The sequence below is a fragment of the Corallococcus exercitus genome (genome assembly GCF_003611585.1).
Lineage (GTDB): Bacteria > Myxococcota > Myxococcia > Myxococcales > Myxococcaceae > Corallococcus > Corallococcus exercitus.
This window is the reverse complement of the sequence record NZ_RAVW01000032.1, coordinates 1-14433: the sequence shown is the minus strand read 5'-3', so window position 1 is coordinate 14433 and position 14433 is coordinate 1. Positions and strand designations below refer to the sequence as shown.

The following is a 14433-nucleotide window of genomic DNA, read 5'->3' as shown; positions in this document are numbered from 1 at the left end:
GCGTTTGAGGAAGGGGCGGCGTGGAAGGCGGCGGCGTGGGCGCGGGGACTTCAGGGGCTCGCTTCCGGCGGAGGTCCTCCTGCTCGGGGGCAACCGGGGGGTTGGGGTTCGGGACGATTTTGTATGAGTTCTCGGGAGGTGTCATGGAGTCCGCTCGTGGTGGATGTGGACGACCCAAATGGTTCAGCCCGACTCAAGGGGGCCGGCGATGACGTCTTCCTTCCCCCCTGTATGGAGAACGTGGCTCGCGAATAACCTTGTGCGTGGGGTGCCCTCCGCGAGCCTCGCGGCCCGGTTGGAAGCGGCGGGAGTGGCCTCGGAGGTTGTCTGGGAAACGATTCGGGCCGCGGAGACACACCCCGGCGTTGCGCGGGCTCGTGAGTTCACGGGACGTCTGGGATTGCTTGAATCGTTGCTTGAGACGCGCTCGGTGTTGAGACGACAGGCATTGCCAGCGCCGCGCGTGGAGCGGCGGTCGCGGCTGGCTCCAGCGGAATTCTTCAATGAGTATTACCGGCGCAACCGGCCGGTTGTGATTGAAGGGCTGATGGAGGACTGGCCGGCGCGGACGCGGTGGACGCCCGCGTGGATGGCCGAGCATTTCGGTGACGAGACGGTGGAGGTGATGGCGGGGCGCGATGCCCAGGCGCTGCCGGACCTCCACGCGGACCGCCTGCGCCGGGACGTGCCGCTGCGGGAGCTGCTGGCGCGGTTCGAGGGTGCGCCGGCGAACGACATGTATCTGGTGGCTCGGAACAGCCTGCTCTTGCGCGATGCGTTCCGGCCGCTGCTGGAAGACCTGCGCGCACCGGAGGGTTACATCCACCCGGACCTGCGCGAGCCCGACCGCGTGCACCTGTGGCTGGGGCCGGCGGGGACGCTGTCCAACCTGCACCATGATCACCTCAACGTCCTGTTCTGTCAGGTGTGGGGGCGGAAGCAGGTGTGGCTGGCCCCGTCGTGGGAGACGCCGTGGATGTCCAACGTGCGCGGCTTCTACAGCGCGGTGGACGTGCTGGCGCCGGACCTGGAGCGCTTCCCGGACTTCGCCCGGGTGGCGTTGCACATGGTGGAGGTGGGGCCGGGGGACACGCTCTTCATCCCGGTGGGGTGGTGGCATGCGCTGCGGGCGTTGGACCCGAGCCTGTCGGTGACGTTCGTGAGCTTCGAGCAGACCCCTGGGATGAACACCTGCTGGCGGGAGGGCTGGCTGGGAGCCACGCCTTCGGAGGATCACCGATGAGAGCTTCGCGAGAAGTGGAGGCGGGGACCTCGCCGCTGACGCCCGAGTGGCGGCGGTGGCTGGTGGAGAACCTGGTGCGCGGTGCGCCGCCGAAGGAGCTGGTGGCGTCGCTGGAGAAGGCGGGCGTGACGGCGGAGCAGGCGCGGCGGGCGGTGGAGTTGGAGCAGCAGGAGCCCTTCGTCGCGGGAGCGCTGCGCGCGGTGGGCATGCAGCGCAAGCTGGAGGGGCTGCTGGACGTGTACTCGGAGCTGTTCCAGCAGACGGAAGGGCCTCCGCGAGTGGACCGGCATGACGCGCTGACGCCCGCCGCGTTCTTCGAGCGCTACTACTTCGACAACCTGCCCGTGGTGCTGCGGGAGGGCTGGAGCACGTCCCTGGAGCCGCACGCCTGGAGCCCCGAGAACGTCGCCGCGCTGCTGGGCGAGCGCGAGGCGAGACACGCGAGCTGCGTGCCGTTGTTCGAGGACCCCCGGCTGGAGTCCCTGACCCGGGGCCTGACGCCGCTCCGGGGCTTCACGGCGGAGGACGTTCGCGCGTGCGAGCCCCGCCTGTGGTGGGAGCCGCCCGGGGCGGAGGTCCCCCTGCGCGCGGCGCGGCGCAACGTGCTGCTGGCGCAGGTGCATGGGGAGCGGCGGCTCCAGCTCGTCCCGGCGTTCGAGCTGCGGCGCGTGATCACGGCGTCGTCCGAGCCCGGGGTCGACGAGGCACCGTTGCACCTGGAGGTGACGCTGTCGCCCGGGGAATGGGTGCTGCTGCCGGTGGGGTGGTGGTACGGCTTCCGTGCGCCAGCCGGCGGCGTCGCCGTCTCGTTCGAGGCCTTCGCGCTGCCTGAACCCAACGTGACGTGGGACATCGACGCGGAGCCCCAGCCGTCGCCGCTGCCTCCGAGGGACTGAGCCGCGCCCGGCGCTACTGGTACAGCAGGACCTTGTCCATCCAGCGCATGCCGGGCTGCTTCTGGTGCCAGTCGAGGCGCTCGGCCCGCAGGGCCTGGGAGGGCTCCTCTCCGGACTGGATGCGCTCGCGCACCGCGCGGAAGAAGGCGCCCGCGTCGTTGGGAATCTCCGCCGTGGCGGCGAAGACCGCCCGGGCTCCCGACGCGACGAACGCCTGCGGCAGCGATGACGTCTCATGCAGGATGGGCGCGAGGCGGGCCGCGCTGCAGGCGCCCAGCACCACCAGCGGCGCGCCCTGCAGGTGGCGGCGGCGCAGCTCCTCCGCGGTCAGCGCGTAGTGACCGTCCTGCTGCGGCGACAGCGCGATGACCGTGGCGTCCGACAGCGCGCGGTCCACCACGCCGTGCGCGTGGATGTCGATGTCCGTGGCCTGCTCCATCGCCTCCAGCACGCGCTCGGGCGTGGCCTGCGCGCCCTTGAGCCGCAGGAGCCGCTGCGCTCCCGCCAGGTCCACGTCCGTCGCGGAGGGCAGCCGCGCCAGCCTCAGCGTCATCGGCGGCTCCACGTCCGAGACGACGACGTGCAGCGGGGGCTTCGCGGGGGAGGCCGCGGGCACGCCCGTGCCGACGCGGTAGCTCCAGGCCAGGTCCGCCGGCAGGATGCCCGCGCGGCTGTCCAGGGGCGGCGCGGCCAGCACCGCCACACGGGGGCAGTCGCGCAGCAGGTCCACCAGTTCACCGGGCACCAGCCCCGTCAGGTCATCGCGCAGGGGCATGGTGCGCGAGGCGTCATAGCGCCCCTGCACCTGGCCCTTCGGCCCGCGCACCACCGTCACCGTGCGCTCGGCCTCCACCGCCGCCGCCAGCACGCAGCCCTCCGGCACGGGCACCTGGAGGCTCTCCGCCACCACTTCCATCGCTTCCCGGAAGGCCCCGGCGTGGCCCGCGCTCACCGCCAGCGTCTGGAAGGCCACCGCCCTCGCGTCGCGCGCATCCGCGTTCACGCGCAAGAGCGGCTCCGCCTCCGCGATGGTCTGCCGGAGCACCCGCTGGCCCTCGCGCCAGTCGCGGTCCACCTCGAACCGTCCCCGGATGAGGGTGGCCAGGACGCGCCGCCCCGCGTTCTCCCGCAGCGGCGACACCCGGTTGAGCTCCGCGTTCAGGCGTGCCGCGTCGGACGGCCGGGGCGCCAGGCGCGCCAGGTCCGCGAGGATCCACGCCCCCTGGAGCCCGGGCGTCTGACCGCACGCCAGCGACTCCTCCAGCTCCTGCCGCGCCTCCTGCGGGCGGAAGCGCATCAGCGCCAACGAGGCCAGGTTGAGGTGCGCCTGAGTGCGCGTCTTGCAGTCATCGGGCTGCCGGGCCAGGGACTCGATGAGGTAGGCGCGCGAGAGCGCCACCCGCACCTGGAAGCGCGTCGCGTTGGCCAGCATCACCAGCGCCGCGCCCTCGCGGTCCCATTCACCCAGCGCGGCGGCTTCCTGCCACGCGGTGCTCGCGGACTCCTCCGCCTCCATCAGCCGGTTCGACGCGGTCGCGCGGCTGCTCAACCGCAGGAGCACGTCCACGCAGCGCAGGGGCAGCTTGCGCGCGCGGCACTCCTTCAGCATCTCCCGCAGCCGGTCCCCGGCCTGGGGCCCTTGTCCCGACAGGTCGTCCAGCCGCGCTTCCTCCTGCGCCACGCGCGAGAGGACCCACGGATCCGTCTCTCCCACCGTCAGGGCGCGCAGCTCTTCCTGCGTGCGCGCCACGCCCGGCGTGCGCAGGAGCGCGCCCAGCAGCACATCCTTCGCCGCGGGCTCCTGGCGCAGCCGTTCAATCAGGTTCGCCGGACTGGGATGCGCGTCCTGCACCAGCTTCGCGTACTCCCGCGCGAGCGGTGCCCGGCGCGCGAAGTCCAGCCCCGCCACCCGCCGCACGGTGTCCTCCAGCACGGTGCCTCCGGCCGCATGGTCCAGCACCTGCGCCAGCGGCAGCAGCTCCTGCACCCGCGCGGCGTCCTCCGCCGTCGCCAGCAGCTCGTAGAAGGACTCGCGCGCCATGCCCGGGAAGCGGGCCGCTCCCTCCACCGGCAGCGGCGCCTGGGGCGAGCGCAGCCGGGCGAGAAACGCCTCGCGCGTGGCCTTCCATGCATCCGCCCGCGCCTGGAACCGGGCACGCAACGTCCGCGCCTGCTCGCGCGCCTCTTCACTCCAGCCGGGCTCGCCCTTCGCGGCCACCGACTCGAACGCCGTGGCCGCGAGGAGCGTCAGCCCCAGCTCGCGCGCCATCACGGCCTGGTTCCAGCGCGCCTGCGGGTGCTCGGGCATGGCCTCGAGCGTGGCGTCCAGCAACGACAGGGCCTCGTCGGCGCGGCCGCGCAGGATGGCGACGGCGGCCAGGTCGCTGTCCCGGTCCAACGACGGCGACGTGCGCGTCAGGTACGCGAGCGCCTGCTCCGTGTCGCCATGCAAGAGGTAGCTGACGCCCACGCCGTGCGCATCCCCGAGCTCCTCCAGGCGGGACAGGGCGCCCAGGGGCACCGGCGGGGCCAGCGCGTCCTCGCCCCGGGGCGGCGCATAGGGGCGGTACACGTCCGCGGCGGGGAGGCTCAGCCGCACCTCCAGGGGACGGTGGGACGCGTCCGAAAGCCACAGCGCCGGGGTCTCCGGCCCGGTGCCGCGCTGCTTCCACGCGCGCACGGCGACGAAGCCCAGGGCCATGCACAGCGCCAGGGCCAGCAGGCCTCCCACGCGCGTCACGCCTTCGCGCCCCGGAAGGCGTGTGCCCCAGGACGGTTGCCGCATGCCAGTCATCCGGGGCCTCCCGCGTGCCCCCGCACCATCTCCGCGGGTCCAGCGGATGCCAGTCTAGAGCCAATGCCCCCGGGCATGACAGACCCGGGGGCAATCGGCTGCCGACCCCAGGACGCCTACTCCACCTTCTGGGGTGCGCGCGTGGACTCCACCACCCGGTGGATGGGGTACAGCTCGCCCACCTTCAGGCTGTCGTCCAGGAACTGCCAGCGGCAGAAGCCGTCGTCCGAGTGCGGCTCCAGCAGGTAGGTGATGAGCGTGCCCGTGCGCTGGCCGGTGGAGACCAGGAGCGTGCCGGCGGGGAACTCCTGCTCGGAGCGCTCGGGGGCCACGGTGAGGATGGTCTCGAAGCGCACCGGCTTGGGCTTCTGGCTGAGCGGCACCTCGTCCTGGCCCGGTGGCGGCACGTTGGCGGCGACGTCCGGGCTGAAGGTCTCCTCGCGGCGCGCGATGCGGTAGCTGTCCACCTGGAAGCGCTGCGCCTTGGCCAGCTTCTCGTACTGGATGCCGTGGCCGTCCAGGCGCGAGGCCAGCGACGCGGGCACCAGGTACCCGGCCGGCGTGCTCACCGACTGCGTGGGCACGAAGGTGCGGTGGTGCGGCGTCTTGTAGACCTTCTTGCGCTTGCCCGGGTAGCGCCGGGCCTCGATGCTCGCCTCGTCGAAGGACAGGATGGTGGCGGTGTCGCCGTCCTGGACGTAGGCCGGGTAGTCGAACACCAGCGCGCCTTCCGCGTTGCGCTGCGCGACGCCGTAGTTGATGCCGACGAGCTCCTGCACGTTCGGGTTCTGACCGCGCGCGATGATGGCGGCCTCCTCGAACTCGGTGGCGGCGCGGTAGCCCTTGGCGTAGCGGGCCGCGTCGCGGATGAGCTCCAGCACCCACGCGCGGATGACGGCGCAGCGGCGCGGGAAGTCGATGTAGCTGTACGTCTCCAGGAGCACGTCCAGCCGGCCCAGCAGGCCGCGGTAGTGGCTGCCGAAGCGGGGCAGGGCGGGGTAGGTGTGCCAGCCGGAGCGCGGGTCACCCTCCTTGCGGAAGTTGCCGTACCAGAAGCTGTCGAAGCCGTGCTTCTTCTTCACCGCGGCGGACACGCGCTCGGCCAGCTCGCGGTTGAAGGCGCGCGAGGTGTGCAGGAGGTTCGCGTTGCCGTGCGGGATGTCGAAGGTGAGGTCGAACCCGTGGATGCTGCCGTCGGTGGTGTGGCAGTCCACGAAGAGGTGCGGCCACCACGTCTGGTAGAGCTTCGCCAGGGCGCGCGTCTCCGGTGCCTCCTGCTTCATGTTGTCGCGGTTGAGGTTCCAGCCCTCGCCCGTGTAGCGCATGCCCACGCCGCCGGGCGGGTTCACCTGGCCCTCCAGATTCTTCAGGTCCAGCGCGCGGTTGCCCTTGCTGATGCGGTCGTTGCCGTCCGGGTTGAAGTTGGGGACGAAGACAAGGCACAGCCTGTCGAGCAGCTTCTTGCCCAGGGACGTGAGCGTGAGGTCGCGCGCGAGCGCCTGGAGGGTCTCCTTGCCCTCCACCTCGCCGGCGTGGATGTTGGCCTCCACCATCACGATGAGCTTCTTCTGCTTCTTCGCCAGCTCCGGCGTGAAGCAGTTGCGGTCGCTGAGGATGAGCGCCATGAGCGGCTGGCCTTCACCGCTCTGGCCGAAGTCCACGCGCTTCGCGAGCTTCGTCTGGGCACAGAGCGCGTCGACGAAGGCGACCACGTCGGCGCTGCGGGACGTTTCCTGGTAGTCGGTGGCTTCCGCGCGGGTGAGCAGCTTGGGAGTGGGCATAGGTGCCGCGCATCCGAGCGCTCCGGACCTGCCGCGTCAAGCACGCGCGAAGTGGGGCCGTCTTGCCGCGCCGTGGCGGTGTCCCATATGAAACCCGACGGAAATCGTGCAGTGGAGGGGGCTTCATGATGCGGAGTAATCAGCGGCGTGGGTCCGTGCTCGGCGCGCTCCTGCTGGGATGCCTGTCGGTGTGGGGGACGGGGTGCAAGAAGGAACAGCCCCAGGCGAGCGCCCCCGTGGACGCGGGCGTCGTGGCCCTGGCCGACGCGGGGAGTCCTGACGCGGGGGTGGTGGCGAAGGTGGTGAAGCCGCTGCGCTTCTCGGACGTGACGCTCAATGTCCAGGGCAGCCGCGTGGCGGTGACCTACACGCTGACCAATCCGGGGACGGCGCAGGGGCGTGGGGAGGCGTGCCTGTCGCTGCACGACGACCAGGGCATGGTCATCGAAGCGAAGCGGATGGGCGGCATCACCGTGAAGGGCGGGACGACGGACACGTTCGAGGACACGGTGAGCCTGGGCGACGCGTCCTGGAAGCAGGCCCGGACCGTGATGCTCTATACGACCGCCGAATACGGCTGTTCGAACGGAGCGCCCCTCGCGACCAGCGAGCTGCTGCGCCTGCTGCCCACCGGCCAGCCCGCGCCCGCGGACACGGCCCCGCCGCAGAGGCCGCGGGCCTCGGCGGCGACGGACTTCGAGGTGTCCAACGTCGAGATGCGCCAGGCCGGGCGGTCCGCCGACTACTTCCTCAAGTACACGGTGAAGAACGTGAGTGACCACCGGTCGTCGGGCTCGGGGTGCCTGCGGGCATATGTGGGGCAGCAGCAGGAGGACCTCCACCACCTGGAGGAGTCGCCGGAGGGAGACTTCAGCCTGGCCCCGGGGGCTTCGGAGACGCTCACGGAGGCCATCGTCTTCGACAACGACCAGAACTGGAACCGGGTGACGGTGATGCGCCTCTTCACCAGCCCCTTCGGCTGCGCGGACGAAGCGGACGCGGACAACGTCGGCTCCGAGTTCATGAAGCCCGCGTCCATCCGGGCGCCGGTGGAAGAGGTGGAGGTCGAGTCCGGGGCGGACGCCGAGGACATCACGGGGATGGACTCGAGTGATGCCTACGACCCCGAAGAGGAGTTCAAGCAGGAGCCGCCTGCTTCGGACGACGCGTCGCCGGAGTCCCAGGGGAACTGACGCCGTGGTGGATGCGTCCGGGTTATGTCGCCAGGGACGACATCCTGATGCGGAGTGGTGGAGTCAGCCGGTGACGCCGAGCACGAGGCGAACGAACCTCAGGCTGACTCCGACAGCGGGACACGAACACGAGCTGGGAGGTGGGCGCGCGCATCGAGGCCTTCCGTGCCCAGCACCCCACGAAGCCGTGGCAGGACATCCCCGTCCAGGCGCAGGCGGCCGGGGGCTGACAGGCAAGCGGCGCCCCGGAGCCTTCCGGGAAGAAACCCGGGACTTTGTCGGGGAGCAGGCGTGCCTACGTTTCACCCCAGAGGGCCGGGACCCTCGGGGAGACGACCATGTGGACACGCCACTTCAACGGGCTCGTCGTGCTGGGTGTGATTGGAACGGTGAGCTTCACGGCGGGCTGTAACGAGCGTCAGCAACAGGCCGTCAACGAGAACGCCCGGCAGGTCGGCCAGGAGGTAGGCGAGGCCGCCAAGGACGTCCAGCATGGCGCCAGCAAGGCCGCGGACAGCGTCCGCGAGTCCAGCCGCGAGGCCGCCAGCGGTTTCCGGGAAGGCGTGGGCGGCTCCGGGAACACGGCCTCCGAGGAACAGAAGGCCGACGAGCGCAGCGGCGATGGACCGGACATCGGCCGCAACCCGGGCGTCATCCACGACGGGGAAGGGCCGCTGGAAGAACACTGAAAGACGCACCGTGCCAGACGCGCCGCTGTCCCGGCGGTGTGTTTGAATGTGGACCATGGTTGCGGCCCCAGCCCTCCGTGGTCTCCCTGTGTCCTTCGTCCGGTGGCTGTGCCTTTTGCCGTGCCTGCTGACGGCGGCGTGCGCGACGACGCAGGAGGTGACGCGCGTCCCCACGCTGGAGGAGAAGTGCGACGGCGGGAGCGCCTGGGCCTGCGAGACCTGGGCGAAGCAGCTCCAGGTGGATGGCCGCACGGAGGAGGCGGACCGGGCCTTCGGGCTCGCGTGCGCGATGGGCTCCACGTCCGCATGCCTGACGCAGGGCAAGGAGCGGCTGGCCCGGGGGGACCTGGACGGCGCGGAGCCGCCGCTGCGCAAGGTGTACGACGAGGATTCGGAGGAGGCCGCGCTGGCGCTCGCGGACCTCCAGGACTCCCGCGGGGACGCAGCGGGCGCGGCGCGCTTCCGCTACGAGGCGCTGGCCATCGACAAGTCGACGACGGAGTTCGCGTTCGGGTGGCGCGTCCCGTTCGACGGCGGGTTGGGCCTGGCGCTGGACGTGAACGTGCAGCCCATGGGGCTCAAGGCGCGGCGGCTGACGCTGGGCGCCAACATGGGCCTGGACGCGAATCGGGTCTCGCTGAACGCCACCGTGGGCTACCAGCACTTCGTGACGAACTGGTTCGCGCCCTATGGCCGTGCGCTTGTGGGCCCGTACCTGGATGCGGAGCGCTCGCGGCGCAACCCCATCAACCTGGGGGCCGAGGTGGGCATGAAGTTCTTCGCGGGCCCCCTGGGCCACCTCGGTACCGGGTTTGGCACGTCGCTGGACGGCTCCACGTACTACTTCCTCGAAGCCGGACTGGACTGGGTGCTGACGCTGGCGGTGCTCGCGCACCTGTGACGGCTCAGGTCACGCCAATCTTCGGGCACACGTCGTTGAGCAGGCACTCCGAGCACCTGGGCTTCTTGGCCACGCAGGTGTAGCGGCCGTGCAGCACCACGGCGGGGCCGAAGAAGGTCCAGTCGTCCTTGGGCACCAGCTTCATCAGGTCCGTCTCGATGGCCTCCGGCTTCTCCTGCTTCGTCAGGCCCAGGCGCTGGCTGACGCGGGCCACGTGCGTGTCCACGATGACGCCGGAGGCCTGCTGGAAGGCGGTGTTGAGCACGACGTTGGCCGTCTTGCGCGCCACGCCGGGCAGCTCCACCAGGTCCTCCATGCGCGGCGGCACCTCGCCCTGGTGGGCGTCCAGCAGCGCGCGGCTCATGGCCTGCACCGTCTTGGTCTTCTGCTTGAAGAATCCGGTGGGCTTGAGGTCCTCCTCCAGCTGCGCGGTGTCCGCGTCCGCGAGGGCCTGGGGGCCGTCGTACTTCTTCCACAGCTCGGCGGTGACGCGGTTGACGCGCTCGTCGGTGCACTGCGCGGCCAGGATGGTGGCCACCAGCAGCTGGTAGGGCGTGTTCCAGTTCAGCTCGTACTTCGCGTCGGGGTACTTCTCGCGCAGGCGTTCGAGCACCACGGGGACAAGGGCGGCGGGTTTCATGGGCGGGTCCTCACATCGACCGTTCGACGAGCGTCGTCAACTCCGCGTCGGTGAGCGGGAGCGGATTGCCCTTCATGCTGCTGGCGGCGCGGGCCTTGACGACGAGGCCGGGCACCGCCGCGTCCGTGAGGCCCATGTCGCGCAGGCCCTGGATGCGCACGGCGTGGACCAGGTCCTTCACCCAGGCGATGCCGTCCTCGGCGCGGGCGTTGGACTGGCCGGTGAGCAGCACCGCCAGCTCCCGGAAGCGGGGCAGGGCGGGGTGGTCCGGAGCGCGGGAGCGCAGGGCCTCCAGGTTCACCTCCAGGGTGGCCCCGAGCAGCGCGGCGCACAGCGCGCCATGGGCCGCGCCGAGCATCCCGCCCAGCGGCGCCGCGAAGCCATGCACCGCGCCCAGGCCCGCGTTGGCGAGGCACAGGCCGCCGAAGAGGCTGGCGAGGGCCAGGTCCTCGCGCTCCGCGGGCCCTGGGCCGTGCAGTACCGCCTTGCGCAGGGAGCGGGCCGAGCGCTGCATGCCTTCCTTCGCGAGCGCGTCCGTGAGCGGCTGGGCGCGGATGGACAGGAACGGTTCGATGAGCTGCGACAGCGCGTCCAGGCCGCCCGCCGCGAGCACGGCCGCGGGCGCGTGCTCCAGCAGGTCCGGATCCACCAGGGCCACGCGGGGGAGCATCATCGGGCTGCGCAGGCTGGCCTTCACGCCGGCCTCCTTCGAGCCCAGCACCGCGTTGCGCGTCACCTCCGAGCCGGTGCCCGCCGTGGTGGGCACGGCCACGAACGGCAGTGACGGCTTCGTCAGGGCCTGGCCGCGGCCGATGACCTCCAGGTAGTCCAGCGGGTCGCCTCCATTCGCGGCGAGCGCGGCGATGGCCTTGCCCGCGTCGAGCGCGCTGCCTCCGCCGATGGCGACCACCGCGTCACAGCCTGAGTCCACGGCGGCGGCGGTGCCTTCGCGCGCGAGGTCGACGGTGGGCTCGCCCGCGACGCGGAAGGAGGCGGAAGGGATGCCCAGCCGTTCGAGCCCCGCGCGGACGGGCTCCGCGCGGGCGGGGTTCGTCCCGGTGACGAGCAGGACCTTCCGGCCGCCGAGGCCCCGCACGAGGTCGGGGACTTCCTGGACGCGGCCCGGGCCGAAGAGGACGCGGGTGGCGGTGGCGAACTCGAAGGGGGCGGACGTCATGTCACCAGGCCGCGTCGTCGGGGAAGCGGTTGGTGTAGCGGCGGGGGACACGCGGCTCGGCCATCATGGGGGTGACGGTGTCACGCCACGTGAGGTAGTGGGCGGTCTCCTTGTGCGCGGCGGGAGCGTCCGGGGAGCGGTAGGCCTCCACGAGGACGAAGCGGGTGGGGTCTTCGTTGTCCTGGCAGACGTCGAAGCGGGCGATGCCGGGCTCCTTCACGCTCTCGCGGGCGTTGGCGAGGGTGGCCTGGAGGAAGGCGTCGACGTGCTGGGGCAGCACGTGCACGTGGACATGGACGACGAGCAGGCTCGTGGGCATGGCGCGCACGGTAGCGCGGGCGTCCCCGAGCGGAAACCGCTAGGGTTCCGGGCCGTTCACTCCTCTCATTTTGGAGCAAGACAGCGCATGGTCTCGGAGCTCTTCGACGCGTCCCGCTGGCAGCCGGTGGAAGGCCACAAGTTCAAGGACATCACGTTCCACCGCGCGGTGGATCAGGGCACGGTGCGCATCGCGTTCAACCGGCCGGAGGTGCGCAACGCGTTCCGTCCGAAGACGGTGGACGAGCTGGCCCGGGCGCTGGAGGCCACGCGCTTCATGACGGACGTGGGCGTGGTGCTGCTCACGGGCAACGGGCCGTCGCCGAAGGACGGCGGGTGGGCGTTCTGCTCGGGTGGCGACCAGCGCATCCGGGGCAAGGATGGCTACAAGTACGAGCCCGGCGAGGACGCGGCGGACCCGGCGCGGCTGGGGCGGTTGCACATCCTGGAGGTGCAGCGGCAGATCCGCTTCATGCCGAAGGTGGTGATGGCGGTGGTGCCGGGCTGGACGGCGGGTGGCGGGCACAGCCTGCACGTCGTGTGTGACCTGACCATCGCGAGCAAGGAACACGGCATGTTCAAGCAGACGGACGCGGACGTGGCCAGCTACGACGCGGGCTACGGCAGCGCGCTGCTGGCGCGGCAGGTGGGGCAGAAGCGGGCGCGGGAGATCTTCTTCCTGGGCCAGGCCTACACGGCGGACGAGGCGTTCCAGATGAACGCCATCAACAAGTCGGTGCCGCACAAGGACCTGGAGAAGGTGGCGCTGGAGTGGGCGGCGGAGATCAACACCAAGAGCCCCACGGCCATCAAGATGCTGAAGTATGCCTTCAACCTCCCGGACGACGGCCTCGTGGGCCAGCAGCTCTTCGCGGGAGAGGCCACGCGTCTGGGTTACGGCACGGAAGAGGCCCAGGAAGGCCGCGACGCGTTCGTCCAGAAGCGCAAGCGCGACTTCAAGCGCTTCCCCTGGACGTACTGAGCAGGCCTTGTCCTGAGACGAGGGTTGGATGAACTGTACCTGCCCTGGTAGGTTGGTACTTCCATGCGCGCCCTCCCTCTTCTCAGGTATGGCCTCCTGCTCGTCCTACTCGCTTCGCCGTCCCTGGCGAGGGACGTGTCAGACAAGCTCACAATTCGGACGCTCAAGGTCTCAGCCCATCCAGCCCAGGAGGCGTCATCCATCTATGTCTCCTGGCAGGTGGTGACAGCGCTTCGATTCGAGGCGGAAGTTGATCCGACCCGGACGAAGTTCCTGGGGTGGGAAGGTCGCTTCGAGGCGCCGCTGATCGGCGGCAAGAAGGTCATCCTCGAGCCGCTGCGTGAACTCGATAGCGGCGAAGCATTACCCCTGCTGGTGACACTCGTTGATGGAACGGAGTTCACGTTCCTCGTGAAAACCAAGAGCCAGGAGAGCTGGGGCTGGATCGACTATCAGGTCAACGTGTTCAAGGACCCCGACAGTTACAATGCGGTCCTCTCATCGCTTTATGACTCGCTCGGTCGCGAGCGCAAGCTGAGTGAGGAGAATGAGCGCTTCAAGAAGGAAGAGAACTCAGTTGACCACGCCTATGCGACGCTTCTCGCGAATGGACAGGTAAAGAAGACGCCGTTTCGGCGTGCGAAGTTCTGGCGCTCGAAGAACGAAGACATGGACATGGTCGTTGAAGTCTTCTCAGGGCCAGAAAAGGCAGCGGCCGTGATTCACCTGACGAACACCTACTACGGCCAGCCCTGGAGGTTCGACGGGGCCTATCTCACTCGCGACTTCTCCAGCGACACCGCTCGCCCGTTCGCGCTTCGCCTGGAACGCTCCGTGCTCGTTTCGGGGCAGTCGGGAAGGATCGCTGTCGTTGTCGACAAGAGCGCTTTTGAGGACAAGGGTGGGCAGTTGGCCGATCTTGCGCTCCAGATATTCCGGGACGATGGACTCCTCCAGGTGCTCGTCGCGATGGATCACACCCTGCTTCGGCAGTAGAAGTGGCGCTCATGCGCATGCCCAAGGCCCTGTTGCTCGGCTCCGTTCTCCTGCTTGGCGCCCCTTCCGGCTGCACTACGGCTGGCGGTGTGGCTCTACGTCCCGACGGCACCCCAGGACCACAGGAGTGCCCGGCGAAGGCGCTCGAAGTCATGCGGTACCTGAGGCTGCGCGTTGGAGATGCCGCGCTGGCGGATCTCGATGCGAACCAGATCGACGCACGCCGCATCTCGCTCTACGACGGACCCATTGAGAGCGTCCTCAAGGACGACATGGGCACCCTTGAGTCGACGACACGCTTATATGGGCGAGTCTGGACGAGCGGGCCGCAGGTCGTCATTCGCTGGTACGAGGCCCACCCGCCAGACGGCGACAAGGTTCCCATCTGCGCCGTGGCGCGACTCAGCCGGGATCAGATGCGGAAGTTGCCTGAGTCAAAGCCCGGAATGGCGATTCTCGACGGCTCCGTTGCTGCTGCCTACATCGTCGATTCATTTCGCTGACTGACTTGTACGTTTGGAGTTTTGATCCTGGCGCCTCTCGCTCTGCAGGAAGCCCCATGGCCTACAGTTCAAACTTCGACGTGGATGCAGTGATGGGCGTCCTTGGGACGATTGGCGAGCGGTTCCAGGATGGAACGCCCGAGGACGAAGCCTTGCGAGTCGCCGCAGTGGCGCTGCTCTACGTCCGCGAGAACGGGAAGCTGGACGACTACCGTGAGTACTTCCGAAGGTTCTTCATTCCCGCCACGGAGTCCGTGCTCGTGGCCCAGTCGTTCTCGACGGCAGAGGAGGCTGACGCCTGGCTCGCTCAGGGGCAGGGG

Annotated in this window: 14 protein-coding genes; 9 read left to right on the top strand and 5 right to left on the bottom strand. The window is 70.0% G+C overall.

What is annotated here, in order from left to right; all coding sequences use genetic code 11:
* The first annotated feature begins 430 nt into the window (after window positions 1-430).
* A complete protein-coding gene (locus D7W79_RS06715) occupies window positions 431-1243 on the top strand; it encodes a cupin-like domain-containing protein (RefSeq protein WP_120524519.1) in 813 nt (270 codons plus the stop codon).
* A complete protein-coding gene (locus D7W79_RS06705; RefSeq protein WP_158616901.1) occupies window positions 1240-2139 on the top strand; it encodes a cupin domain-containing protein in 900 nt (299 codons plus the stop codon). Before D7W79_RS06715 ends, D7W79_RS06705 begins: the two co-directional genes overlap by 4 nt.
* 13 nt (window positions 2140-2152) lie before the next feature.
* Here D7W79_RS06705 and D7W79_RS06700 read toward each other — a convergent pair whose 3' ends face one another.
* Entirely contained in the window at window positions 2153-4879 is a 2727-nt protein-coding gene (locus D7W79_RS06700) for a CHAT domain-containing protein (RefSeq protein ID WP_120524497.1), read from the bottom strand.
* Window positions 4880-5049: 170 nt separating this feature from the next.
* Window positions 5050-6714 carry a M14 family metallopeptidase gene (locus D7W79_RS06695; RefSeq protein ID WP_120524496.1) on the bottom strand — a complete coding sequence of 555 codons (1665 nt, stop codon included), beginning with the start codon at window positions 6712-6714 and terminating at the stop codon, window positions 5050-5052.
* 125 nt (window positions 6715-6839) lie between these two features.
* On the opposite strand from D7W79_RS06695, the gene D7W79_RS45665 reads away from it, so the two are divergent.
* The 3 genes from D7W79_RS45665 (at window position 6840) to D7W79_RS06680 (ending at window position 9497) form a co-directional block, all read left to right on the top strand.
* A complete protein-coding gene (locus D7W79_RS45665) occupies window positions 6840-7907 on the top strand; it encodes a hypothetical protein (protein ID WP_147441819.1) in 1068 nt (355 codons plus the stop codon).
* Between the two features lie 338 nt (window positions 7908-8245).
* On the top strand, window positions 8246-8596 hold the full coding sequence (locus tag D7W79_RS06685) for a hypothetical protein (RefSeq protein ID WP_208729652.1): 351 nt from the start codon (window positions 8246-8248) through the stop codon (window positions 8594-8596).
* A gap of 115 nt (window positions 8597-8711) precedes the next feature.
* Window positions 8712-9497 carry a hypothetical protein gene (locus tag D7W79_RS06680; RefSeq protein WP_147441818.1) on the top strand — a complete coding sequence of 262 codons (786 nt, stop codon included), beginning with the start codon at window positions 8712-8714 and terminating at the stop codon, window positions 9495-9497.
* 4 nt (window positions 9498-9501) lie between these two features.
* Here D7W79_RS06680 and nth read toward each other — a convergent pair whose 3' ends face one another.
* From nth to D7W79_RS06665, 3 genes are read right to left on the bottom strand one after another with little or no spacing between them, the layout of a single operon-like run.
* Window positions 9502-10137 (bottom strand): endonuclease III, encoded by a 636-nt coding sequence (gene nth / locus D7W79_RS06675; protein WP_120524493.1) that lies wholly within the window; start codon window positions 10135-10137, stop codon window positions 9502-9504.
* A gap of 10 nt (window positions 10138-10147) precedes the next feature.
* Window positions 10148-11314 carry an iron-containing alcohol dehydrogenase gene (locus tag D7W79_RS06670; RefSeq protein WP_120524492.1) on the bottom strand — a complete coding sequence of 389 codons (1167 nt, stop codon included), beginning with the start codon at window positions 11312-11314 and terminating at the stop codon, window positions 10148-10150.
* Between the two features lies 1 nt (window position 11315).
* Entirely contained in the window at window positions 11316-11633 is a 318-nt protein-coding gene (locus D7W79_RS06665; RefSeq protein ID WP_120524491.1) for a putative quinol monooxygenase, read from the bottom strand.
* An 87-nt stretch (window positions 11634-11720) separates the two neighbouring features.
* On the opposite strand from D7W79_RS06665, the gene D7W79_RS06660 reads away from it, so the two are divergent.
* The 4 genes from D7W79_RS06660 to D7W79_RS06645 all read left to right on the top strand — a co-directional run.
* Entirely contained in the window at window positions 11721-12614 is an 894-nt protein-coding gene (locus D7W79_RS06660) for a 1,4-dihydroxy-2-naphthoyl-CoA synthase (RefSeq protein WP_120524490.1), read from the top strand.
* Between the two features lie 63 nt (window positions 12615-12677).
* A complete protein-coding gene (locus tag D7W79_RS06655; protein ID WP_120524489.1) occupies window positions 12678-13610 on the top strand; it encodes a DUF2381 family protein in 933 nt (310 codons plus the stop codon).
* 11 nt (window positions 13611-13621) lie between these two features.
* Window positions 13622-14113, top strand: a complete 492-nt coding sequence (locus D7W79_RS06650; protein ID WP_120524488.1) for a serine/threonine protein kinase — start codon at window positions 13622-13624, stop codon at window positions 14111-14113.
* A 56-nt stretch (window positions 14114-14169) separates the two neighbouring features.
* On the top strand, window positions 14170-14433 hold a 264-nt coding region (locus D7W79_RS06645; RefSeq protein WP_208729651.1), incomplete at its 3' end, for a hypothetical protein.

What these genes read in the sequence shown, in the direction of transcription:
- D7W79_RS06705 (WP_158616901.1), top strand. Translation starts at nt 1,240, where the DNA reads ATGAGAGCTTCGCGAGAAGTGGAGGCGGGGACCTCGCCGCTGACGCCC.
- D7W79_RS06665 (WP_120524491.1), bottom strand. Translation starts at nt 11,633, where the DNA reads ATGCCCACGAGCCTGCTCGTCGTCCATGTCCACGTGCACGTGCTGCCC.
- D7W79_RS06655 (WP_120524489.1), top strand. Translation starts at nt 12,678, where the DNA reads ATGCGCGCCCTCCCTCTTCTCAGGTATGGCCTCCTGCTCGTCCTACTC.
- D7W79_RS06695 (WP_120524496.1), bottom strand. Translation starts at nt 6,714, where the DNA reads ATGCCCACTCCCAAGCTGCTCACCCGCGCGGAAGCCACCGACTACCAG.
- D7W79_RS06650 (WP_120524488.1), top strand. Translation starts at nt 13,622, where the DNA reads ATGCGCATGCCCAAGGCCCTGTTGCTCGGCTCCGTTCTCCTGCTTGGC.
- D7W79_RS45665 (WP_147441819.1), top strand. Translation starts at nt 6,840, where the DNA reads ATGATGCGGAGTAATCAGCGGCGTGGGTCCGTGCTCGGCGCGCTCCTG.
- nth (WP_120524493.1), bottom strand. Translation starts at nt 10,137, where the DNA reads ATGAAACCCGCCGCCCTTGTCCCCGTGGTGCTCGAACGCCTGCGCGAG.
- D7W79_RS06685 (WP_208729652.1), top strand. Translation starts at nt 8,246, where the DNA reads ATGTGGACACGCCACTTCAACGGGCTCGTCGTGCTGGGTGTGATTGGA.
- D7W79_RS06670 (WP_120524492.1), bottom strand. Translation starts at nt 11,314, where the DNA reads ATGACGTCCGCCCCCTTCGAGTTCGCCACCGCCACCCGCGTCCTCTTC.
- D7W79_RS06660 (WP_120524490.1), top strand. Translation starts at nt 11,721, where the DNA reads ATGGTCTCGGAGCTCTTCGACGCGTCCCGCTGGCAGCCGGTGGAAGGC.